Consider the following 22,920-nt stretch of genomic DNA (forward strand, 5'->3'; position numbering starts at 1 on the left):
TGTCTCGTCTCGTGCGCCATCGCGCGAGGAGAACCCAAAACACGATGAGACACGCGAAGCCGCGCCGGCTTCGTGAGTGAGTGGACGGTTCGACCGCTTTGGTGCCCGATCAGTTGCATTCATCGGCGTCGGCGTGCCACAGTCTGGCGGTTTCGTGGTCAAAGCCGTGGTTAAAGCCGCGATCGAACCTGCCGCCGGACTGCTGTCAAGCCTCCGTCAAAACGCCCTCAAGCCGCATGTTTGACCGCCCGTTTGACCGCTTGTCTGGCCGCATGCCTGATTCGCTGTCTGATCGCTGTCTGATCGCTGTCTGATCGCTGTCTGATCGCTGTCTGATCGCTGTCAAGCCCGCCGTCAGACCGCCGTCAGACCGCCGTCAAACTTTTTCCTTCACATGCTGCGGCAGTTCGCCCGCCGGCGGCCTCGCGGCGCGGCTCGCCACCGGATCGGCCTCGGTGTGCGCGGCCGTGCTGCCGGCCGGCGTCTGCGTGCTGCGCGGCACCCAGTCGAGCGCTTCGCCTTTGCCGGCTTCGAGTTCCGCCGACACTTCCGCGCGCGCCCGCGGCAGGTACTGTGGGTAATGCTTCTGAATGTAGTCGAGCAATCCCTCGCGCACCCGGCAGCGCAAATCCCAGTTCAGGCCGGAATCGAGCGAACTGACGAGGGCGCGCAATTGCATCGAGCGCTCGGTGCCGTCCGTCACCTGCAACACCTGCACGCGGCGATCCCACTCGGGCGCGTCCTCGACAATGCGCGCGAGTTCTTCGCGCAACGGCGCGAGCGGCATGCGGTAGTCGACGTAGAGAAACACCGTGCCGATGATCTGCGAACTGCTGCGGGTCCAGTTCGAAAACGGGTTTTCGATAAACCATTGCAGCGGAACGATCAACCGACGTTGATCCCACAGACGCACCGATACATACGTGCCGGTGATTTCCTCGATACGCCCCCACTCGCCCTGAATCACGACGACGTCATCGAGACGGATCGGCTGCGACAGCGCAATCTGCAAGCCGGCGATCAGATTGCCGAGCACCGGCCGCGCGGCGATACCGGCGACCAGTCCCGCCACACCCGCGGACGCCAGCAGGCTCGCGCCGATCTGCCGGACATTGGGGAACGTCATCAACGCGCCGCCCACGCCGACGATCACGATCACGAACATCACCGAACGCGCGAGCACGCGCGCCTGGGTATGGATGCGGCGCGCCTGGAGGTTGTCGGCGGTATCGAGCGGATGGGCCTGAATGATCGCCTCGCCGATCGCCGCCGCCGAACGCACCGAGAGCCAGGTGATCGCGCCGATCAGCGCGATTGCGGCGGCGTCGCGCAACGGCGTGATGAAGGTCAGCGTGTCGGGCGCTTCCCAGCCCACTGCCTCCAGCGCGAGGATCACGAGCATGAATAGCGCCGGCTTGTCGATATAGCGCAGCACCACGCTGGTGAGCGGATAAGGCCGCGCGAGCCGCGTCACGATACGCGCGCCGACCCGATGGATGCCCACGGCCAGCACCACCGCGATCACCGAGACGATCAACGCGCCGAGCCACGTGTGCAGCGGCGCTTCGGCGATGCGGCTGAGGTCGTCGAGAGTAGGCATGAAGGGGAATGTCCTCCTGGCATGAGTGCTGAGCTGAGCCGAGCCGGCGCGGAACCGGCCACCGACATGGCCGCGGGGTAGCCGCGGAGTGGCGAAAGGCGCCCGGCTGCCGGGCGGCGCCGGTCGCCAGGCGCCGCTGAAGCGGACGCGAGGCCGCACGACTGCACGACCTGCCTACTGACATCTTAGATTGTTCTTCCGCGCGATCCGCGAAAGGTGGCGAGGCCCGCCGCCTCTACAAGCGGACAGCCGGCGTTGAGACCGGGTCTCAGGTAGAGCTATGAGAAATGCCCCGAAGTGCCCACGGCTGAAAAGCCGGAAAACCCTCATGGGCCGAAACGCCCAACACGCCGGATGCCGACGCGCAGGGCATCAGCCGTGCTTCATTTCAACTGCCGCTCTTGCAGGGAAACGCTTTACCGAGCCCGAGCGAGATCGCCGTGCTGGCGTTATAGCCGGCGACGATCGGATTCTCAGCGATATATTTGCGCACCGCGTCGGTCAGCTGCGCCGAGCGCGCGTCCTGCGGCAGGCAGAAGTACTGGCCGACGCGCGGGCCGGTCGTGCCGCCGATCGCGTCGATGGTGTTGAAGATGCCGTCGGCGGCGCCTTCGATATAAGCGGCGCACGCGCTACGCGATGCCACGTCCGTCTTGGTGCACAGCTTGTTGAGGTCGCCTCCCGTAAACGCGGCTGCCGATAGCGGTACGGCGAGCGCGCTGGCGAAAATCAAAGCCCGCAGCATGGTGTTCCTTTCCAGGGTCGTTTATCAGGCGGTCTTTCGCCGCATCCAAAGGGCGCGCACATGTGGCGCGCCAAAGTCGACATTCTGCACTGTTTTGCGAAGCGCAAGCGTGCGCGCCACCGCTATCTTCAGGCACTTTTTTTGAGCCGGGTGAGTTGGCGGCGCCAAGTGCTCCGGCACTCGTGTGCTTCAGCGATGCCACGGCAGCGTTTCGCGGGCGGCGCCCGTCGCGGCAGGCAGACCGCGCGGGCTTTTGACAGCAGCTCAGATGGCTGTCAGTGCGGGTGGGCCTTCGATTGGCGCTTCAGGCGGCAGGCAGAGCGCGTGGACCTTCGACTCGCGCTCCGGGCCGCCGACAGAGCGCGTAGATCTTCGACTCGCGCTCCAATTCGCCCGCCAGAGCGCATACACCTTCGGCTCACGCTCCAGACTGCCGACGGAGCGCAGACACATTCGACTCGCGCTCCAGCCGCCGGCAGAGCGCATAGACCCTCTACCCGCCCCAAGCCGCCGGCAAACCGGCCGCCGTGAGCCGCGCACACTATTTCTGTTGCATCTGCTGCAGGCGCGCGGTCAACCCTTCGACCACGTCCGGCTCCTTGTAAGTCTTCGCGAAATCGAGCGCCGTCATGCCGATCTGGTTCTTCACCGTCAGGTCCGCGCCGTTGTCGAGCAACAGCTTCACGGTCGACACGTGGCCACCGCGCGCGGCCATCATCAGCGGCGTGGTGCCGTTCGGCGAGCCGGCGTCGACGTAGGCCGAATGGTCGAGCAGCACCTTGACGATGTCGTCGTTGCCGTTCGCCGCCGCGTAGTGCAACGGCGCCCAACCCTTCTTGTTGACCTCGGCGTCTTTCGCGATCAACTGGTTGACGAAGGCGAGATCGCCGTTCAGCGCGGCCATCATCATCGCGTTCTCGCCGGCCTTGTCCTGAATCTCGATGTTGGTCTTCGGATTGGCGAGCAGCGCGGCGCCGACTTTATCCGATTTCTCACGCGCGGCCAGCACCAGCAGCGGAATGCCCTGGTTATCCACGCTGTTCGGGTCCATACCCTTGGCGAGCAACTTGTTGACGCCGTCCACGTCGTCGAACTTGACCGATTTGATCAGCGAATCGATCGGCGCCGCCTGGGCCGGCGACACCGCCAGCGAAGTCAGCGCGGCACAAACGAGCGCAGCGGCGAACGTGAAGCGCGAGACGCCGCGCCGTGCCGAAGCCAGCGCGCCACGCGTTGTCACGCCTGCGAAAGTGTCCTGCTGTGCAGTCAACGACATCGAAATTTCTCTCATATTTAACTTTAGGAAACTTCCCTATCCTCTTGATATTTATCGACTTTACGCCTCACGCACCAGCCGGCGCGGGAATCTTGAAAAGGCGGAAGAAGTTTTGCGTGGTCGCCTCGGCCAGCGCCGCTTCCGGCATGTCGCGTTGTTGCGCGATGAACCGTCCGACATAACTTACGTACGCAGGTTCATTAGGCTTGCCGCGATACGGCACGGGCGCGAGATACGGCGAGTCGGTTTCGATCAGCAAACGCTCGAGCGGCACGCGGCGCGCGACGTCCTGCACGTCGGTCGCACTCTTGAACGTGACGATGCCCGACAACGAGATGTAAAAATTCTGCGCAAGCGCCTGTTCGGCGACATGCCACGGCTCGGTGAAACAATGCATCACGCCGCCCGGCTCGCCTGCGCGCTCCTCGGCCATGATGCGCAGCGTGTCTTCCGACGACGATCGCGTATGGATGATCAGCGGCTTGTTCGCGGCGTGCGCCGCCCGGATATGGGTGCGAAAGCGCTCGCGCTGCCATTCCATGTCGGCGATGGTGCGGCCTTCCAGCCGGTAGTAGTCGAGGCCGGTCTCGCCGATCGCGACCACTTTGGGATGCGCGGCCAGTTCGACCAGTTCGGCGACGCTCGGCTCGCGCATGTGCTCGTGATCCGGATGCACGCCGACCGACGCGTACACGTTCTCATGGCGGCTGGCGATATCCAGCACGGAAGGCAGCGTTTCGAGATCGACGGACACGCACAGCGCATGCGTGACCGAATGGCTGCGCATGTTCTCGAGCACCTGCGGCAGGCGGTCGGCGAGTCCTTCGAAATTGATATGGCAATGTGAGTCGACAAACATGGGGGTGTCCTGCGTAGGGCTGGCTCGAAGGGAATCAGGCGGCGGCCGGAGCTGTCGCGGCGGCGTCGAGGCGTTTGCCGAGAATCACCAGATCGCGCTCCACGCCGTCCAGCACGGCCACGCGCGGCAACGATCCCCACGTGTCGAAACCGAAGCCGCGGAACAGGCGCAAGCTCGCGTCATTGTGGCCGAAGATGAAGCCGAGCACGGTATCGATGCCGAGCGCCGGCGCCGCCGCTAGCGAAGCCGCCAGCAATTGCTTGCCGAGACCCTTGCCACGCGCGCTTTCGTCGAGATAGATGCTGACTTCGGCGGTGCGCAGATAGGCCGGGCGGCCGTAAAAGTCCGAAAAGCTCAGCCATGCGATCACGCGGCCGGGCTGTTGCGAGTCTTCCACCACCCACAACGGACGCTTGTGCGGGCCATGCGCGTGAAACCAGGTCAGCCGGCTTTCGACGCTGACCGGCTCGAGATCGGCGGTGACTTGCCGCGACGGCACCGTCGAGTTGTAGATGGCGACGATAGCGGGCAGATCGTCGAGCGTGGCATCGCGGTAGGAAAGGCTCATGGTGCGTTGAACGTGAGATGGAAGCGGATAATGGACGAACGGCGGACGAACGGCGCAGGACGAATGGCGGGCCGGCGCCGGCTGTGAGGCGCGGCGCAGCGCGCCAGCGGCCGAGAACGCGCCCCGCACGCAGCGGCGGCTTACGCGAACAACTCGCGATAGCCGATAAACAGCTCTTCGAACACCAGCCGCGCATTCAGCGGATGGTTCTCGACGGCGCGTTGGCGCGTCACAGTGCGCATGAAGCGCGCGAACGCGCTGGCATCGGCCTGCGACGCGCAGCGCGTCAATGCCGCCGAGGCTTGCGGGAAGTAACGGGGCGCGCCCGCCGTGCGCTGCGCCAGCAAATCGTACATCCAGCGTTGCAGCCAGCCTAGCACCAGCGGCACAGGCAGCTTCTGCAATGCCTCGCCGCAGGCGAAGGCGTCGCACTGCGGGCCGGCGGCCAGTTGCTTGAGCGTCCAGTCGCGCAGCGTGCGGTTCTCGTCGCTGGCGAGCGCGAGCGCCGTGAGCGGCGCGCCGCCGGCTTCGGCGAGCAGCGCGGGCGCCTCGGCCACGCCTTGCGCGGCAAGCCACTTCGTCGCCACGTCCGGCGCGGGCATGGTCATCGGCCACTGGCGGCAGCGGCTGATGATAGTGGGCAACAGGCGATCGATACGCGCCGACACCATCAGGAACACGACACCCACCGGCGGTTCTTCAAGCGTCTTCAGCAGGGCATTGGCCGCGGCGATATTCAGCCCTTCCGCCGGATACAGCACGACCACGCGCGCGCCGCCGCGGTGCGAGCCCACGCCGACGAAATCGAGCAAACCGCGAATCTGCTCGATCTTGATTTCCTTGCTGGGCGTGCGCGTCTTCTTGCCTTCGTCTGCATCGGCCTTGTCGGCTTTTTCGTCCGCCGCGTTGTTCAGGCCCGCTTCGGCGGCCAGCGCCTCGGGTACGACGATCCGGTAGTCCGGATGATTGCCCTGCGCGAACCAGTTGCAGGCCACGCACGCGCCGCACGGCTCCCCGTTGGCCTGCTGGGCCTCGCACAGCAAGCCCTGCGCGAGATGCTGCGCGAAGCGCAGCTTGCCGATGCCCGCCTGCCCATGCAGCAACAGGGCGTGCGGCCAGTGGCCGCGCAATTGCTGCAGGCGGTTCCAGTCATCGGCTTGCCACGGATAAATCATTGTTTCTCTTTTCGATCAAACGGTTGCAGACGTTACATGCAGTACCGCATGAACTCTGAAAACCGATATAAACCAAGGTTATATTCTTTTTAAATCAAAGAACTGCGATCAATTCTTCAAGTTTTCTCTGAATCTGCGTAATGCTCTGCGCGGAGTCAATGATAGCGAACCGGTACGGCGCTTCTTCGGCGCGGCGCAGATATTCGGCGCGGGTGCGATTGAAAAATGCCGCCGATTCGCTCTCGAAGCGATCCGGATCGCGTGCCGCACTGCGCCGCTCGCTGGCGATTTCGGGCGCGAGGTCGAACAGCACCGTCAGGTCCGGCTGGAAACCGCCCTGCACCCAGCGCTCCAGCGTTTCCAGCTTGTCGCGCGGCAGTCCGCGGCCACCGCCCTGATAGGCGAAGGTCGCATCCGTGAAACGGTCCGACAGCACCCAGTCGCCGCGTGCGAGCGCAGGCTCGATCACTTCGGCCAGGTGCTGGCGGCGCAGCGCGAACATTAGCAGCGCCTCGGTTTCGAGGTCCATTTTCTGATGCAGCACGATTTCGCGGATCTGCTCGCCGAGCGGCGTGCCGCCCGGTTCACGCGTCATGACGACCGCGCGGCCGGTGCTTGCGACTTTCCGTTCGAGGCGCTCCCGAAACCAGCTGAGGTGGGTGGTCTTGCCCGCCCCGTCGATGCCCTCAAACGTAATGAATTTGCCCCGCGCCATCATTGCCCTCGAATGTATTTGTCCACGGCCTTGTTGTGATCGCCGAGGGTGTCGGAAAAGATACTGCTGCCGTCGCCGCGCGAGACGAAATACAGCGCGGTGCTGGGTGCCGGGTTCAGCGCCGCCTGCAGCGACGCCACGCCGGGCAGCGCGATGGGCGTTGGCGGCAGCCCCATGCGGGTGTAGGTATTGTAGGGAGTGTCGGTCTGCAGGTCTTTCTTTCTGATGCGTCCGCTGTAGCTCTCGCCCATGCCGTAGATCACGGTCGGGTCGGTTTGCAGCGGCATACCCACGCGCAGCCGGTTCGCGAACACCGCGGCCACCATGGGCCGGTCAGACGGCTTGCCGGTTTCCTTTTCGATGATGGACGCCATGGTCAGCGCGTCGTACGGCGTCTTGTACGGCAGATTCGCCGCGCGCGCGGTCCACGCCTCGTCCAGACGCAGGCGCATCAGACGGTAGGCGCGGCGGTACACGTCGAGGTCGCTGGTGTTTTTGTCGAACAGGTAGGTGTCCGGGAAAAACAGTCCCTCGCCATTGCCGATCGACGCCTCCGGTGCGTTGATCGCGTTCATCAGGTCGGCGTCGCTCATCCCGGCCGTGTCGTGCTTGAGCGCCGGATTGGCATCCAGCTCGGCGCGCATGCGCTTGAAGGTCCAGCCTTCGATAATGGTCGCCACGTATTCGTTGACGTCGCCGCGGGCGATTTTCTGCAGCACCTCATACGGCGTCACGCCCGTCTTGAACTCGTAGTTGCCCGATTTCAGCTCGCTTTGCAGTCCGAGCAGCCGCGTCATGATGACGAACAGCTCCGCTTCGACCGGCACGCCGCCTCGATTGAGTTGCAGCGTGACGCTGCGCAAGCTGCTATGCGGCTTGACCGTGACATCGAGTTGCGCAGGGGTCAGATCGAGCGGACTGGTGGCCCAATGGTATCCGCCAGCAATTGCGGCTGCGGCCAGCACAACGACGAGTGAGCCGGCAATGAAACATTTCTTGAACAGGGACATGCGAAACGTGGCAGGGTTGGACTGCATATAATACTTGTTTGCCTTAGCCAAAGTCAGAATTGACTGTTCCCGGAATCCATGAACACACCGCTCGCTACCGCTTCAGGCACGCCTCCAAACACAGCTCCTACGGCAGCCGCCGCCACGCCGGCAAGTCTTCCCGCGCTGCCGCGCCCCTCCGCCGATGAATTCGACGCGCTCGTTCAGCAAGGCGCGTATATGCCGCTCACGCAGTTCGGCGTGATCGACGCCACCGGCGACGACGCGGCAAGCTTCCTGCACGGCCAGTTGACCAACGACACCCAGCACCTCGACGCCGCCAATGCGCGTCTGGCCGGTTACTGCTCGGCCAAAGGGCGTCTGCTGGCGTCGTTCCTGACCTGGCGCAGCGGCGATACGATCCGCCTGCTGGTGTCGAAAGACGTGCAGGCCGCCGTGCAGAAGCGGCTCTCCATGTTCGTGCTGCGCGCCAAGGCCAAACTCACTGACGCGAGCGGCGAACTGGCGGTGATCGGTCTCGCCGGCGACGTGCGCAAGGCGCTCTCAAATGTGTTCGACGCGCTGCCGGACGGCGTGCACGTGAAAGTGGACGGCGCGGCGGGCTCGCTGATTCGCGTACCGGACGCGCTCGGGCGCCTGCGTTATCTGTGGATCGGCCCGAAGGCGCAGATCGAGTCGCACCTGCCCTTGCTGGACGAGAAGCTCAAACGCGTCTCGCCGGCCGTGTGGGACTGGCTCGACATTCGCGCGGGCGAGCCGCGCATCACCCAGCCGGTGGTCGAGCAGTTCGTGCCGCAAATGGTCAATTTCGACGTGCTGGGCGCGGTGAATTTCCGCAAAGGCTGCTATCCCGGCCAGGAAGTGGTGGCGCGCAGCCAGTATCGCGGCACGATCAAGCGGCGCACTTCGCTCGCCAACGTGGCTGGCGAACTCGACACGGTGCGCGCGGGCGCGGAACTGTTCCATTCGGACGATCCGGGCCAGCCGTGCGGCATGGTGGTGAACGCGGCGTCGGCGCCGGAAGGCGGCGTCGATCTGCTGGTCGAGATCAAGCTCGCGGCGCTGGAAAACGGCTCGGTACATCTGGGCGCGGCGGACGGCCCGGCGCTGCGGTTCCTTACGCTGCCCTACGGGCTGCCCACCGAAGTCTGACATTCTCGCGGGGAACGAAGCGGCGCAGTCAGGCGCCGCTTTTTACTGGCCTTTTCAACTGCAACGCCTCCACCGGGAGACGCCCCCGATGTGCCTGATCGTGTTCGACTGGCGACCCCACGCGGTCGACGGCCCGCTCTTCACGCTTGCCGCCAATCGCGACGAGTTCTTTCGCCGCACGGCCGAACCGGTCGGCTGGTGGCACGATGCGCCGACGGTGCTGGCCGGGCGCGATCTGCAAGGCGGTGGCACGTGGCTCGGCTCGTCGCGCGACGGCCGCTTCGCCGCGCTGACCAATTACCGCGCGCCGCACGAAATGCGCGCCGACGCGCCGACCCGCGGCACGCTCGTCAGCGACTGGCTGAGCGGCGCCACGCGCGACTCGAATGGCAACCCGCACGGCACGCCGCTCGCGTACCTGCGGCACGTCGCGCAAACCGGCGACATCTATAACGGGTTCAATCTGCTGGTGGGCGACTGGACGCGCCGCGAACTCGCCTGGTACTGCAACCGTTCCGAGCGCGCGCCGACGCTGCTCGAACCCGGCACGCACGGCATCTCGAACGCGGTGCTCGATACCGCGTGGCCGAAGCTCGTCAAAAAGCGCGCCGAACTGGGCACGCTGCTCGCGCGCAACGCGATGCCGCCGCTCGAACGCCTGATCGACCTGATGCGCGATCCGCGCCTCGCCCGCGACGACGAACTGCCGTCCACCGGCATTCCGCTCGAACGCGAACGGGCGCTGTCGGCTGCATTCATCGAAACGCCGGAGTACGGCACGCGCGGGACGACCGCACTGCGCGTGACCCTGCACGGCGAAGTGATCAGCGTGGCCGTCGCCGAGCGCAGCGACGACAACGGCTCGCATCGCATTGCGCGGCCAGGCGACTTCGAGCGCAGTTTCGCCTTCAATATCGAACGCGAGATCGCGTGACCAGGGTCCGGTGGCTCGTCAGCCGCCGACAACCCGATGAACGCCCTCAGTCGGAATCGAAAGCCGCGCGCAAGGCCGCGGCGGCATCCGCGTGCGCCTGTGCGACGTCCGGCACGAAGCCGCCCATCTTGAAGAACTCGTGGATCATGCCCGGATAGCGCTTGAGCGTGACCCGGTTACCCAGCGCGTGCAATTTCTCCGCGTAGGCGTCGCCCTCGTCGCTCAAGGGATCGTATTCGGCGGTGGCGATCCACGCAGGCGCGACGCCGCTGAATTCGGGCGCGCCAAGCTGGCCGTCCAGCGGCGCGAAACGCCAGTCGTCACGGTCGCTGCGCGCGCGCACGTAGTGGTCGAAGAACCATTGAATCGTGTCGCCCGACAGCAGAAAGCCGTTGGCGAAGCGCGAGTGCGAATCGGTTTGCTGATGGCCTGTCGTGCCCGGATAGATCAGCAATTGCAGCGCGAGTTCGATGCCGGCGTCGCGTGCGAGCACCGCGCAGACCGTGGCCAGCGTACCGCCCGCGCTATCGCCGCCCACTGCCAGCCGGCCGGCGTCCAGCCCGTATTCGGCTGCGTGCGCGTGCAGCCAGGCCAAGGCGTCGAAAGCGTCCTCGACGGCAGTGGGAAATTTGTATTCCGGTGCGAGGCGATAGTCCACGGACAACACCGCGCAATTGCCGTCGCGCGCGAACATCCGGCACAGCGCATCGTGCGTATCGACGCTGCCCACCGTGAAGCCGCCGCCGTGGTAATACACGAACGCCGGCGCGGGCTCGGCCCAACTCGGCTCGACCGGGTGGTAGAGACGCGCACGAATCGTCGCGCCGTCGCGTGTCGCGATTTGCAGATCGTCGATCGCGAACATCGGCGCGCTCGCGATCTCCAGAATCGGCGCGCTTTTTTCGTACGAGGCCCGCGCGTCCTGCGCGGTCATTTCATGGAGCTTCGGGCGCCTGGCCCGCTCGATCATATCGAGCACCTGCTCGATCTTCGGATTCAGCGGCATGGTGCGTCTTATGGCGCATAAGCGCCGAAGGTTTGAAACAAACCGGCGCGGTTCAAAAAGAAACCGGCGCCCTGGATCTCAGCGGGCGCCGGCGATACGGCAAGCGTCCCGGCTAGCCGGCGTTGTTCACTTCCGGCTTCAGCGACATTGGATCAGTGGGATTGCGCAACTGCTCGATATCCTCGTGGCGCAGCTTCACCGTCGCCATGATGCCCGGATGCGTGACGACGTAAAAACGCCGCGCCGCGATCGCTTCGAAGGTGATGTCTGCGACGTCGTCGGCACTCAGCTTGCCTGACTGCACCGCGCGCTGCAGCTGCTTGCCCGCGGCGATCTGCGAGCGGGTCGGGCCGCTGTCGTTGCGCAGATCAGCAGGCCGCGCGCGTTCCGCATTGGCGATGCCGGTCGGCACGAAGGCCGGGCACAACAGCGAACAGCCGACCTGGCCGCCTGCCGGTCCCGCCTGGCTAGCCTGCGCCAACTGCAGGTCGTGATACAGCGTTTCGGTGAGCGACACCACCGCGTGTTTCGACGCGTTGTAGATGCCCATGGCGGGCGGCGACAGCAAGCCCGCGACGGACGCCGTGTTGACGATATGCGCGGGCTCGTTCTGCGCCAGCATGATCGGCGTGAACACCCGCACGCCGTGCGCGACGCCCATCACGTTCACGCCGAACACCCACGACCAGTCGTTCGCCGAGCTTTCCCACAGAAAGCCGCCCGCGCCTACGCCTGCGTTGTTGAACAGCAGATGCACCTTGCCGTAGGCGGTCAGTGCGGCTTGCGCGAGCGCTTCGACCTGCGCCGCGCTCGCGACGTCGGTCGGCACGCCGATCGCTTCGGCGCCGCCGGCGCGCAATGCGTCGACGGTTTGCGCGAGCGCGTCGGGATTCACGTCGGCCAGCACGAGCTTCATGCGGAGCGAGGCGCCCTTCTGCGCGAATGCGCGGCCGAAGCCGCTGGCCGCACCGGTGATCACCGCCACCTTGCCTGCGAAATCGAACATCGTGTCACTCCATTGGATTGAGCGGCGCCTTGCGTGGGCTGCCCGACTGCCGCCGCGCTCAGATCAGCTTGACGAGTTGCTTGCCGAAGTTCCTGCCTTTGAGCAGGCCAATGAACGCCTCAGGCGCCGCATCGAGTCCTTGCGCGATGGTCTCGCGATAGTGCAGCTTCTTCTGCGCAACCAGCGTGCCGAGTTGCGTGAGCGCTTCGGGCCATACGTCCATATGCTCGCTCACGATGAAACCCTGCACCAGCAGACGCTGCGTGAGCATCAGCGACGGATGCTTGAGCGGCAACGGCTGGCCGTCATAGCCCGCGATAAACCCGCACAGCGCGATCCGGCCGAATGCGTTCATACGCGCGAGCGTCGCGTCGAGCACCTCACCGCCGACGTTCTCGAAGTAGCCGTCCACGCCGTCCGGCGTCACCGCCTTGAGGTCCTGATAGAGATTGCCGGCCTTGTAGTCGACGCACGCGTCGAAGCCGAGCGTCTCGGTGACATAGCGGCACTTGTCCGCGCCGCCGGCAATGCCGACTGCGCGCGCGCCGGCCAGCTTCGCCAGTTGGCCGACCACGCTGCCCACCGCGCCGCTCGCCGCGCTGACCACCACCGTCTCACCCGCTTTCGGCGCGATGATGCGGTTCAGGCCGTACCACGCCGTGACGCCGGGCATGCCGACCGGGCCGAGATAGGCCGATAGCGGCACATGCGTGTCGTCGACCTTCTGCAGGCCCGTTCCGTTCGACGTGCCGTACTCCTGCCAGCCGAACATCGCGACGACTTTGTCGCCGACTGCGAACTTCGGATTTTTCGACTCGACCACTTCACCCACCGTGCCGCCGATCATCACTTCGTTCAGCGGCTGCGGCGGCGCATACGACTTGCTGTCGTTCATGCGGCCGCGCATGTAGGGGTCGAGGGACAGGTAGTGATTACGCACGCGCAATTCGCCTTCGGCCAGCGGCGCGACCGGCGTTTCGACGAGGCGGAAATTGTCGGGGGTCACGGCCCCCTGCGGGCGCGACGCCAACACGAGTTGGCGGTTGATCTGGGTCATGGCGATCGTCTCCATAAGTTGCCGATGGGATCGGCGGATGATTCGAACGGCTTACACGAAGGCGGAACCGGAGGCGCGAGCGCCTCCCTGACACGCGCGGTTCAAGGCGGCGCTCAGCCGTCGCTCGGACCGGGTTTCGCCGACGGGTCGCTGCGCAAACGCTGTTGCCTCACTTCGCGGCCGACGGCGAGACGCCGCATGTATTTGAACGTGCCGAGCGCCTTGGCGACGAAGTGGCCTTCGCTGTCGCGAATCTCGCCTTCGCAATAAGCCATGGTGGTCGAGCGGTGCAGCACGCGGGCGGTGGCACGTAATTCGCCGCGGCCAGGCTGCATGAAGTTGACCTTCATTTCGACCGTGACCACGCCCACGCCGTCGCCCGCGAGACTGCGCGCGGCCATGGCGAGCGCGATGTCGGCGAGCGTCATGGTGACGCCGCCGTGGGCGACGTCCCACGTGTTCATATGATCCGGCTGCAACGGCAGCGCGACTTCGCTAGCGCCGTCCGCGGCCGACACTAACTGCGCGCCTAACCGGTCGACGAACGGGCTCTCGAGCAGGGTTTCGGTGCTCGCTTTGGATGAAGGCGAATCGGTCATGGCTGTTTTCGAATTTCGTGGTCAGTGCGTTCATGCGGTTGATGCAGGACGCGAGAAAGCCTTCGGCCGAGGCAAACACTAAGCCTATCAAACTTACACTTTCGATGGAGCTTTATCAGGAGGTCGGGCCGGCAGGTAACGGCACAGGCGATGCCGGTAATGGCTCGCTCGCGAGCATTGCGCTTCGCTGTGAATTGCGCCGGCAGGATCGAAACGAAGGACGATTGGAGGGGTGGTGACCCGATTGGGCTCCGCGAGTTGCGCCAATCGGGTACGGAGTTTATCGACGATAAATCAGAAAGTGGCTGCCAGACGCGCAGACACACCATCGAAGCGGGCGCGCGAATGCGACGCCCACCGGTTCAGCGATCTAGTGGCTGAAGTCAGCCCCCAACCAACCCGCTGCAGTGGTTTTAGCATGAGTGACGGCGCCTTGTGCGTCGGGGAAAATGCCAAGCTCGTCCCACCGTTCTTCCGCCGCGAAAGGCCCCTTGATTCCAAGCGCCTTCTGAATGCTCAACTGCGCCGCATACCTGCCGTCCTCGAGAGGCCGGGCCGTTGCCACCACTTTGTGCGGGAGTCCTTGCCGCACGGGTTGAATCAGTTCCAGAGGACCACCTGCCGCGCCCACATCGATCAGCTCGTTGCGCGTGTTGCAGTCGGGGCAATAGAAGAAAAACGCGTTGTTATCCCGATTCGGTTTGACCTGTTTGCGGGCCAGCACAGCTCGACACTCGACGTTTTCGCAAATGAATGGCATATCGGTCTCCGTGATGATTTTCGAATCGTGGCGCGGTGCAGATCGCCATTGGCCTCCGGGAAACGATCTGCCAGAAGCCGCCGGGGAGCAATCAGCAGATGACCGGATTGCTAATGGCGGGGAGATGCCACTAGCCGGGCAATATGCTTTTTCAGGTACTTGTCAATTGTACGTCGGCGCCACGTCCGTGCCGCGCCGGCTCAGCCCGCGTGCGTCGCCAGACGCGCAGCCAGGCGCCCTAGCCTGCGCACGGCATCGTCGGCGCGATCGAGATCCGTGCTTGGTGAACTGAGCCGGATGAAATGATCGAAACGCCCCGCGTTCGAAAACACCGTCCCCGGCATCACGCGAATGCCGTCGTTCAACGCCGCCTCGAAGAGCGCCGCCGACGACGTCTCTCGCGGCAATTCGATCCAGAAAAACATCCCGCCGGCCGGCGGGGTGAAGCGCGTGCCATCCGGAAACGAAGTGGCGATCGCCGCCGCCATCCGTTCGCGCTGAAGCCGCAGCCGCTCGCGCAGACGCCGCAAATGCCGCTCATACGCGTTCGTCTCCAGAAACTCGGCGAGCACGACTTGCGACAGCTGTTCGTTGTGACGCGACTGCGCGAACTTCAGCATGCCGATACGTGGATGCCAGCGGCCGCCATTGATCCAGCCGACCCGCATGCCGGGTGCCAGCACCTTGTTGAACGACGTGCAGTGGATCACGGTGCCGTCCGTATCCCAGGCCTTCAACGATCTGGGCGGCTGTGCCGCGTCGGCCAGCTCGCGATATGGATCGTCCTCGATCAGCGCAATACCGGCTCGCGCGCACAGTTCGACGAGCCGCGCCTTGTGGGCGTCGGGCATTACGCTGCCGAGCGGGTTCTGCAGGTTCGGCACCACGACTACGGCCTTGATGTCGGGATGCGTGTGCAGCGCGAACGCCAGCGCTTCGATGGCGAGGCCGGTGGTCGGACTGGCGGGAATTTCGAGCGCGCGCAAGCCGAGGCTTTCCAGCGCCTGCAGCAGACCGAAAAAGCACGGCGATTCGACCGCGACGGTGTCGCCGGGTTGAGTCACCGCTCGCAATGCAAGATTCACGGCTTCGATACCGCCGTGCGTCATGATGATGTCGTCCGCGCCGATCTGGATGCCGGCGTCGAGCGCGCGGCGCGCAATGATCGCGCGCAAGGCCGGATCGCCCTGGTCGTGCCCGGCGGCGGTCAGCAAGGTGGGCCGCTTGCGCAGTGCACGCAGCGCGGCTTTCTGCAATGCATCGGTGGGATAGAGATCGGGCGAGGCGGTCGCGCCGCCGAGATTCAGCGCGTCCGGATGTCGCTGCAATCTCGACACGATCGCGGAAATCGCCGAATGGATGCCGACGAACTGCGCGGCGCCCGGCAGCACCGCCAGATCGGGCTCGGACGCGGCCGGCAACGCAGCCGTGGGCGGCACACGCACGAAGTAACCGGCGCGCGGACGGGCGTCAATCAGCGCGGCGCGTTCCAGTACGCGGTAGCTCTCGGTCGCGGTCGCGAGACTGACGCCGTGCCGGCGCATGAATGCGCGCATCGACGGCATACGGTCGCCCGGGCGCAGCACGCCGTTGCCGATCGCGCGGCGATATTGATCGGCCAGCTGCCGGTACAGCGGCTGGTTATCGGGCAGCGGGTCCGCAGCCTGCCGGGTCAGAATGGATTGAATCATCCGCCGATGGTGCGGACAGTTCGCGCGTCGCAACAGATACACATCCGCACGATTCCAGCCGATACAGCGCACTAAAACGCGTTGCTGTACCGGTTCACATTGCTGATGGCTGCGGCTGTTTTCATGTGAGCGGACTCAATAAGCTGAGTGGCATGAAAACGCTTTGAAGGAAACGGCCATGTCTCTTCGTCAATGTCGCTCCGATCCGGCGCGCCGCACTGCTTCTCGTCTCGCCGCAGGTCAAATGGCCGTGCATGAGTTGCGCGCCGGCACTTCGATTGTCGCCGTCGAAGGCGATCTTCAGCTCGCGTTCCGCGATCACGCTCTCGCGTGGCTGGGCGACGCCGTGCCTGTCACGTCGATCACCTTGCACGAGGGCGAGTGCTTCGTTACGCCGCAACGCGGCGTCGTGTCGATCAGCGGCGTGCGCGCGAACGCTGCCGCGTTCGTCGTGCAGCCCTCGCGCGCTCTTCACGACGGCCGCAGTCTGATCCGTCAAACCGCGCGCCATCTGGCCAGTCTCGTCAAAACACGCCTGCGGCGCGCAGCCTGAAACGCCGCTCGGCGGCCAACACGGCCCGGTACAATGCATGATCCAAGCCGCTTGTTTCGAGGTGCAGGTCATGTCCTTCTTCCGCGCGCTGCTGTTAGGCCGTTCCATTCGTCTGGCCACGGTCCTCGCCATCGTCACGCTAACGCTCAACGGCTGCGCGGGCCTGTTCGGCGGCGATCCATTGCGCGTGAACGTGGCCGGTATCGAACCGATCGACGGCCAGGGTCTGGAGATGCGCTTCAACGTAAAACTGCGCGTGCAGAATCCCAACGATTCCACGGTCAGCTTCAACGGCGTGTCGCTCGATCTCGAACTGAACGGCAAGCCGTTCGCAAGCGGCGTGAGCGATCAGGCCGGCAGCGTGCCGCGCTTCGGCGAAACGGTCGTCAATGTGCCGTTGACCGTGCCGGCATTCGCCGCGGTTCGCCAGGCGTTCGCCTTCGCAGGCGCGGCGCAGTCGGGGCAAATTCCGTACATTCTGCGCGGCAAGCTCGCGGGTGGACTCACCGGCACGACGCGATTCGTCGATCAAGGCACGTTGAGCCTGCCGTCGACCGGCATGGCGTTGCCGTGATACGGGTAATCGGGGTCTACACCGCGCGCGGATAAAAAAACGAGTGCCGCGGGTTCGTCGCCGTCGCGCCGAACCACACGGCACCCGCCGTTCTTTACCGCTCGAACGGGATCACACCACTTCGAACAAACCCGCCGCGCCCTGCCCGCCGCCAATACACATCGTCACGACAACGAGCTTCGCGCCGCGCCGCTTGCCTTCAATCAACGCATGGCCGGTCAAACGCGCGCCCGATACGCCATACGGATGGCCCACCGCAATCGCGCCGCCGTTCACGTTCAGGCGATCGTGCGGAATACCGAGCTTGTCGGCGCAATACAGCACCTGCACCGCGAACGCTTCGTTCAGCTCCCACAGGTCGATGTCCTCGACCTTCAAACCCGCCTGCCTGAGCAGCTTCGGCACCGCGAACACCGGGCCGATGCCCATCTCGTCCGGCTCGCAACCGGCCACCGCGAAGCCGCGAAAAATCCCGAGCGGCTGCAAGCCTTCGCGCTCCGCCACCTTCGCGTTCATCACCACGCAAGCCGACGCGCCATCCGAGAACTGGCTTGCGTTACCCGCGGTGATCACGCCGCCCGGCATCGCGGTACGAATCTTCGACACACCTTCGAGCGTCGTGTCGGCGCGAATGCCTTCGTCGCCGCTGACGGTCACTTCTTTCGTGAAGAGACGGCCGGTCGCCTTGTCGGCAACACCCGCGAGCACCGTCAACGGCACGATCTCGTCCTTGAACTTGCCGGCGTCGAGCGCGGCGGCCGCGCGCTGTTGCGAACGCACGCCATATTCGTCCTGGCGTTCCTTCGAGATCGAGTAGCGTTTCGCCACATTCTCCGCGGTCTGCAACATCGACCAGTAGATTTCGGGCTTGTTCTGGCTGAGCCAGCCTTCGGTCATCATGTGCCGGTTCATCTCGTTCTGCACGCACGAGATCGACTCCACGCCGCCCGCCACATACACGTCGCCTTCACCGGCGATCACGCGTTGCGCGGCAAGCGCGATAGTTTGCAATCCAGACGAACAGAAACGGTTCACCGTCATACCCGGCACGCTGACCGGCAAACCCGCGCGCAGCGCGATCTGCCGCGCGATGTTCATGCCCGTCGCGCCTTCCGGATTGGCGCAGCCCATGATCACGTCCTCCACGCGCGCCGGGTCGAGCTTCGCGCGCTCGACGGCAGCGTGAGTGACATGGCCGCCGAGCGTCGCGCCGTGCGTCATGTTGAAACCGCCGCGCCATGATTTGGCGAGGCCCGTGCGGGCGGTCGATACGATTACGGCGTCAGTCATGCGTGTCTCCTGTGTCGACCAGAGTTAGCGCTTTAGCTGCCGCCGGAGTCGCGCTTTGACTGTCGGCTGGAGTTCGCGCTTTAGCGCGTTACTCCAGCCCCGATGCAAAGCTCGTTACTCCGGTCTCGCGCAGCGCGCTTTGGTCCCATACGAGTTGGTGGATACTTGCAAATTGCGAATGTCGTTAGTGGCGCTGACCGGCGCATCGCCGGTCAGCGCCGCGGCAGTCATTTCACTCGCGCAGTGATTCAGCCGTTGAATCCGCGTCCCTCGGCCGCCAGTGCCGCGATGCGCGGCGCCAGTTGCCAGGCATCGCCGTTCGGCTGCGCGGTATAGCGGCGAATCGCGCGCTCGACGTTGTAGAGGCCGACCGTGTCCGCGTACAGCATCGGGCCGCCGCGATAAAGCGGAAAACCGTAGCCGGTCAGATAGACCATGTCGATGTCCGACGCCTTCGACGCGATACCCTCTTCGAGAATCTTCGCGCCTTCGTTCACGAGCGCGAACACGAGGCGCTCGACGATTTCCTCGTCGCTGATCTTGCGGCGCTCGGCATTGGCTTCCTTCGAAAACGCAACGATCATCTCGTCGACCACTTGCGATGGATACGCGGTGCGATCACCCGCCTTGTAGTCGTACCACCCGCCGCCCGTCTTCTGACCGAAGCGCCCCGTCTCGCAGAGCCGGTCGGCGATCTTCGAGTAGTGCATCTCAGGCTGTTCCTGATAGCGGCGTTTGCGGATCGCCCAGCCGATGTCGTTACCCGCCAGATCGCTCATGCGGAACGGACCCATCGCGAAGCCGAACTTCTCGATCGCGCGATCCACCTGCGCGGGCAGCGCGCCTTCTTCGAGCATGAAGAGCGCCTGGCGGATGTACTGCTCGATCATCCGGTTGCCGATAAAGCCGTCGCACACGCCCGACACAACCGCGGTCTTCCTGATCTTCTTGGCGAGTTTCATGACGGTGGCAAGCACGTCCTTCGCCGTCTCCTTGCCGCGCACCACTTCGAGCAGCTTCATCACGTTGGCCGGGCTGAAGAAGTGCATGCCGACGACGTCCTGCGGACGCTTCGTAAAAGCGGCGATCTTGTCGACGTCGAGCGTCGAGGTGTTCGAGGCGAGGATCGCGCCTTCTTTCGCCACTTCGTCGAGACGCTTGAATACCTGCTCTTTCACGCCGAGTTCTTCGAACACGGCTTCGACGATCAGGTCGGCGTTTTTCAGGTCGTCATAGGAAAGCGTGGGCGTGATCAGCGCCATGCGCTGGTCGAGCGCTTCGGGCTTGAGCTTGCCCTTCTTGACGGTCGCTTCGTAGTTCTTGCGAATGGTCGCGAGACCGCGGTCGAGCGCTTCCTGTTTTGTTTCCAGCAGGGTGACCGGAATGCCCGCATTGATAAAGTTCATGGCGATGCCGCCACCCATCGTGCCCGCGCCGATCACGGCCACCTGCTTGATATCGCGCACCGGCGTATCGGAAGGCACATCGGGAATCTTGCTCGCCGCGCGTTCACCGAAGAACGCGTGACGCAACGCGCGGCTTTCCGGCGTCTGCACGAGTGCGATGAAGCAGTCGCGTTCGAAAGCGAGGCCCTTATCGAAGCCGTTTTGCACGCCCGCTTCCACGGCGTCGATACATCTCTGCGGCGCGGGGAAATTCTTCGCGACCGCCGCGACGCTGTTGCGCGCGAACTGAATGAAGCCGGCGGCGTTCGGATGCTCGATCTTGCGCTCGCGCACCTTCGGATGCGGGCCGGCTTTGGCACCCACCTTGCGGGCGAACGCGAGCGCGGCTTCGGCCAGATCGCCTTGCGCGAGTTCATCGAACAGACCGGAATCGGCGAGTTTCTCCGACATGACGGGCGCGCCGGAGACGATCATGTTGAGCGCGGCTTCGAGACCGATGGCGCGCGGCAAACGCTGCGTGCCGCCCGCGCCCGGCAGAATGCCGAGCTTCACTTCCGGCAGCGCGATCTGCGCACCGGGTGCGGCGACGCGGTAATGCGCGCCGAGCGCCAGTTCCAGCCCGCCGCCCATCGCGACGCTGTGAATTGCCGCGACCACCGGCTTCGCGCTGCCTTCCACGGTCTTGATGACGGTGGCGAGCGTCGGCTCCTGCATCGCTCTCGGCGTGTTGAATTCGGTGATGTCGGCGCCGCCCGAGAAAGCTTTGCCCGCGCCAGTCAGCACGATCGCCTTGATGGCCGGATCGTTCTGCGCGCGCTCGATCCCGTCGACGATACCCGCTCGCGTCGACAGGCCGAGGCCGTTGACGGGAGGATTGTTCAGCGTGATGACGGCCACGCCGTCATGGGTTGTGTAGTCCACTGCCATCTGCCTGCCTCCATGCGATTCATGCAATAAGGCGTCGCTCAGGCGCGCCGCCCTTCCGGTTCATCGAGTCGGAGTATCGATCCGACTCATTGTCTGATTTTCCGGGGTCAGCAGGCAGGATACACAAAAAAGCACGCTCGTTCAATTTGTCAGGAGACGGGGTTTCCCCTGGCAAGCGGCGTGAGCGGGCAGTCCTTTTCGTCTTCGAGCGCGGACGGCAGAACATGGTCGCGGAAGATGTCGCGCAGCTTGAGTTTCTGCAGCTTGCCGGTCGCCGTGTGCGGCAGTTCGTCGACGAAGGCGACGTCGTCGGGAATCCACCATTTCGCGACCTTGCCGTCGTAGAAGGCGATCAGCTCCTCGCGCGTCACGTCGAAGCCACGCCGCTTGACGACCACCAGCAGCGGCCGCTCGGTCCATTTCGGATGCGCGCACGCAATGCAGGCAGCTTCGGCCACGGCCGGATGCGCGATCGCCACGTTTTCGATGTCGATCGAACTGATCCATTCACCGCCGGACTTGATTACGTCTTTCGAGCGGTCCGTGATGTGCAGAAAGCTGTCGCGGTCGATGGTGGCGACGTCGCCGGTGGGAAACCAGCCGTCGATGAGCGGCGAGTCGTCCTTGCGGAAATACCGGTCGATCACCCACGGCCCGCGCACATGCAGATCGCCGAACGCCACGCCGTCCCACGGCAGATCGCGGCCGTCTTCGCCGACGATTTTCATATCGACGCCATAGAGCACGTGTCCCTGCTTCTCCAGCAACTTGCGCTGCTCTTCCAGCGGACGCTGGCTTTGTTCCCACGTCAGCTTCGCGAGCGTGCCGAGCGGCGACATTTCGGTCATGCCCCACGCGTGGATCACCTGCACGCCGTAGTCGTCTTCGAACGTGCGCAGCATGGCCGGCGGACACGCCGAGCCGCCGATCACCGTGCGATTGAGCGACGAAAAGCGCACCTTCGCTTCACGCAGATAATTGAGCAGGCCGAGCCACACGGTCGGCACGCCGGCTGAATACGTGACGCGTTCGCTTTCCATCAACTCGTACAACGACTTGCCGTCGAGATCCTTGCCGGGGAACACGAGCTTCGCGCCGGTCAGCGGCGCCGAGTGCGGAATGCCCCACGCGTTCACATGGAACATCGGCACGACGGGCAGCACGCAGTCGCGCGCGGACAGACTCATGGCGTCGGGCAAGGAGGCGCCGAACGCATGCAGCACCGTCGAGCGATGCGAATACAGCGCGCCCTTCGGATTGCCGGTGGTGCCGGACGTATAGCACAGGTACGACGCTTGCCGTTCGTCGAGCGGCGGCCATTCGTAATCGCCGTCCTGCGCGGTGACGAGCGTCTCGTAACTGAGCGCCGGGGTCTGCATGGCGGGCCGATGCGCTTCGTCCGCGAGCGCGATCCAGCCGCGCACTCTCGGGCATTGCGGCGCGAGGACATCGACGAGCGGCGCGAACGTGGTGTCGAACAGCACGTAGGCGTCGTCCGCATGATTGATGATGTACGCGATCTGATCGGGAAAGAGACGCGGATTGATCGTGTGACAGACCGCGCCGAAGCCGGTCGTACCGTAATACGCTTCCAGATGCCGGTAGCCGTTCCATGCGAGCGTGGCGACCCGTTCGCCGGGTTCGACGCCGAGCGCAATCAAAGCCTGTGCGAGCTGCTTCGCGCGCTTTTCGCAATCACGATAGGTATAACGATGCAGGTCGCCTTCGATCCGCCGCGATACGATTTCAGTGCTGCCGAAATGCCGCGCGGCGTGCGCGAGCAACGAAGGCACGGTGAGCGGCACGTCCATCATCTGGCCAAGCAGCGGCGTCGTCATAAAGGGTGGTCTCCTCGGCTTGATTGTTTCAATCGGTTTGCAGCTCGGGGGGCGCGCCTCAGCCTCGACGCGCCGTCAGCAAAATGCAGAGGAAATGCGGCAAACGGCTCCTGCAGGCTCGATGCGGCAGGGATACAGGGCCGGCCAGCAGCTCCGCGGGCGCGGACTTACAATATCGG

Annotated in this window: 21 protein-coding genes; 4 read left to right on the plus strand and 17 right to left on the minus strand. The window is 64.6% G+C overall.

Annotation, left to right across the window (positions count from 1 at the left end):
• Nucleotides 1-376 precede the first annotated feature (376 nt).
• The 8 genes from BLW71_RS06695 to mltG form a co-directional block, all read right to left on the minus strand.
• Nucleotides 377-1,600, minus strand: a complete 1,224-nt coding sequence (locus BLW71_RS06695) for a mechanosensitive ion channel family protein (RefSeq protein ID WP_091794318.1) — start codon at nt 1,598-1,600, stop codon at nt 377-379.
• Between the two features lie 388 nt (nt 1,601-1,988).
• A complete protein-coding gene (locus BLW71_RS06700; protein ID WP_091794320.1) occupies nt 1,989-2,345 on the minus strand; it encodes a Rap1a/Tai family immunity protein in 357 nt (118 codons plus the stop codon).
• Between the two features lie 541 nt (nt 2,346-2,886).
• Nucleotides 2,887-3,621, minus strand: coding sequence for an ankyrin repeat domain-containing protein (locus BLW71_RS06705; protein WP_091794322.1), 735 nt, complete (start codon nt 3,619-3,621; stop codon nt 2,887-2,889).
• A 67-nt stretch (nt 3,622-3,688) separates the two neighbouring features.
• Nucleotides 3,689-4,480, minus strand: coding sequence for a TatD family hydrolase (locus tag BLW71_RS06710; RefSeq protein ID WP_091794324.1), 792 nt, complete (start codon nt 4,478-4,480; stop codon nt 3,689-3,691).
• Nucleotides 4,481-4,514: 34 nt separating this feature from the next.
• Entirely contained in the window at nt 4,515-5,048 is a 534-nt protein-coding gene (locus BLW71_RS06715) for a GNAT family N-acetyltransferase (RefSeq protein WP_091794327.1), read from the minus strand.
• A 140-nt stretch (nt 5,049-5,188) separates the two neighbouring features.
• Entirely contained in the window at nt 5,189-6,223 is a 1,035-nt protein-coding gene (locus BLW71_RS06720) for a DNA polymerase III subunit delta' (RefSeq protein WP_091794329.1), read from the minus strand.
• Nucleotides 6,224-6,317: 94 nt separating this feature from the next.
• Nucleotides 6,318-6,938 carry a dTMP kinase gene (gene tmk / locus BLW71_RS06725; RefSeq protein WP_091794331.1) on the minus strand — a complete coding sequence of 207 codons (621 nt, stop codon included), beginning with the start codon at nt 6,936-6,938 and terminating at the stop codon, nt 6,318-6,320.
• Nucleotides 6,938-7,948 carry an endolytic transglycosylase MltG gene (gene mltG, locus BLW71_RS06730; protein WP_091800527.1) on the minus strand — a complete coding sequence of 337 codons (1,011 nt, stop codon included), beginning with the start codon at nt 7,946-7,948 and terminating at the stop codon, nt 6,938-6,940. Before mltG ends, tmk begins: the two co-directional genes overlap by 1 nt.
• Nucleotides 7,949-8,026: 78 nt before the next feature.
• Between mltG and ygfZ the strand changes: the two genes are divergently transcribed.
• Both ygfZ and BLW71_RS06740 read left to right on the plus strand, forming a co-directional pair.
• Nucleotides 8,027-9,100, plus strand: coding sequence for a CAF17-like 4Fe-4S cluster assembly/insertion protein YgfZ (ygfZ, locus tag BLW71_RS06735; protein WP_091794333.1), 1,074 nt, complete (start codon nt 8,027-8,029; stop codon nt 9,098-9,100).
• An 88-nt stretch (nt 9,101-9,188) separates the two neighbouring features.
• Nucleotides 9,189-10,034: an NRDE family protein gene (locus BLW71_RS06740; RefSeq protein ID WP_091794335.1), complete on the plus strand. Its 846-nt coding sequence runs from the start codon at nt 9,189-9,191 to the stop codon at nt 10,032-10,034.
• A 46-nt stretch (nt 10,035-10,080) separates the two neighbouring features.
• Here BLW71_RS06740 and BLW71_RS06745 read toward each other — a convergent pair whose 3' ends face one another.
• The 6 genes from BLW71_RS06745 to BLW71_RS06775 form a co-directional block, all read right to left on the minus strand.
• Nucleotides 10,081-11,040 carry an alpha/beta hydrolase gene (locus tag BLW71_RS06745; protein WP_091794337.1) on the minus strand — a complete coding sequence of 320 codons (960 nt, stop codon included), beginning with the start codon at nt 11,038-11,040 and terminating at the stop codon, nt 10,081-10,083.
• A gap of 112 nt (nt 11,041-11,152) precedes the next feature.
• On the minus strand, nt 11,153-12,046 hold the full coding sequence (locus BLW71_RS06750) for an SDR family oxidoreductase (RefSeq protein ID WP_091794339.1): 894 nt from the start codon (nt 12,044-12,046) through the stop codon (nt 11,153-11,155).
• Nucleotides 12,047-12,104: 58 nt separating this feature from the next.
• A complete protein-coding gene (locus BLW71_RS06755; RefSeq protein WP_091800531.1) occupies nt 12,105-13,103 on the minus strand; it encodes an NADP-dependent oxidoreductase in 999 nt (332 codons plus the stop codon).
• 113 nt (nt 13,104-13,216) lie between these two features.
• A complete protein-coding gene (locus tag BLW71_RS06760; RefSeq protein ID WP_091794342.1) occupies nt 13,217-13,702 on the minus strand; it encodes a PaaI family thioesterase in 486 nt (161 codons plus the stop codon).
• Between the two features lie 370 nt (nt 13,703-14,072).
• Nucleotides 14,073-14,462 (minus strand): hypothetical protein, encoded by a 390-nt coding sequence (locus BLW71_RS06770; RefSeq protein ID WP_091794346.1) that lies wholly within the window; start codon nt 14,460-14,462, stop codon nt 14,073-14,075.
• 200 nt (nt 14,463-14,662) lie between these two features.
• The gene (locus BLW71_RS06775) at nt 14,663-16,153 is read right to left on the minus strand and encodes an aminotransferase-like domain-containing protein (RefSeq protein WP_091800534.1); all 1,491 of its coding nucleotides are present in this window, start codon (nt 16,151-16,153) and stop codon (nt 14,663-14,665) included.
• A gap of 178 nt (nt 16,154-16,331) precedes the next feature.
• Between BLW71_RS06775 and BLW71_RS06780 the strand changes: the two genes are divergently transcribed.
• Nucleotides 16,332-16,706, plus strand: a complete 375-nt coding sequence (locus tag BLW71_RS06780) for a hypothetical protein (RefSeq protein ID WP_091794348.1) — start codon at nt 16,332-16,334, stop codon at nt 16,704-16,706.
• A gap of 70 nt (nt 16,707-16,776) precedes the next feature.
• The gene (locus BLW71_RS06785; protein ID WP_091800537.1) at nt 16,777-17,280 is read left to right on the plus strand and encodes an LEA/WHy family protein; all 504 of its coding nucleotides are present in this window, start codon (nt 16,777-16,779) and stop codon (nt 17,278-17,280) included.
• 111 nt (nt 17,281-17,391) lie between these two features.
• Here BLW71_RS06785 and BLW71_RS06790 read toward each other — a convergent pair whose 3' ends face one another.
• From BLW71_RS06790 to BLW71_RS06800, 3 genes are all read right to left on the minus strand, one after another.
• The gene (locus BLW71_RS06790; protein ID WP_091794350.1) at nt 17,392-18,570 is read right to left on the minus strand and encodes an acetyl-CoA C-acyltransferase; all 1,179 of its coding nucleotides are present in this window, start codon (nt 18,568-18,570) and stop codon (nt 17,392-17,394) included.
• 248 nt (nt 18,571-18,818) lie between these two features.
• The gene (locus BLW71_RS06795; RefSeq protein ID WP_091794353.1) at nt 18,819-20,903 is read right to left on the minus strand and encodes a 3-hydroxyacyl-CoA dehydrogenase NAD-binding domain-containing protein; all 2,085 of its coding nucleotides are present in this window, start codon (nt 20,901-20,903) and stop codon (nt 18,819-18,821) included.
• A gap of 149 nt (nt 20,904-21,052) precedes the next feature.
• Nucleotides 21,053-22,741 carry a 3-(methylthio)propionyl-CoA ligase gene (locus BLW71_RS06800; protein ID WP_091794355.1) on the minus strand — a complete coding sequence of 563 codons (1,689 nt, stop codon included), beginning with the start codon at nt 22,739-22,741 and terminating at the stop codon, nt 21,053-21,055.
• Nucleotides 22,742-22,920: the final 179 nt, after the last annotated feature.

Origin of the sequence: Burkholderia sp. WP9 (assembly GCF_900104795.1) — a bacterium.
Lineage (GTDB): Bacteria > Pseudomonadota > Gammaproteobacteria > Burkholderiales > Burkholderiaceae > Paraburkholderia.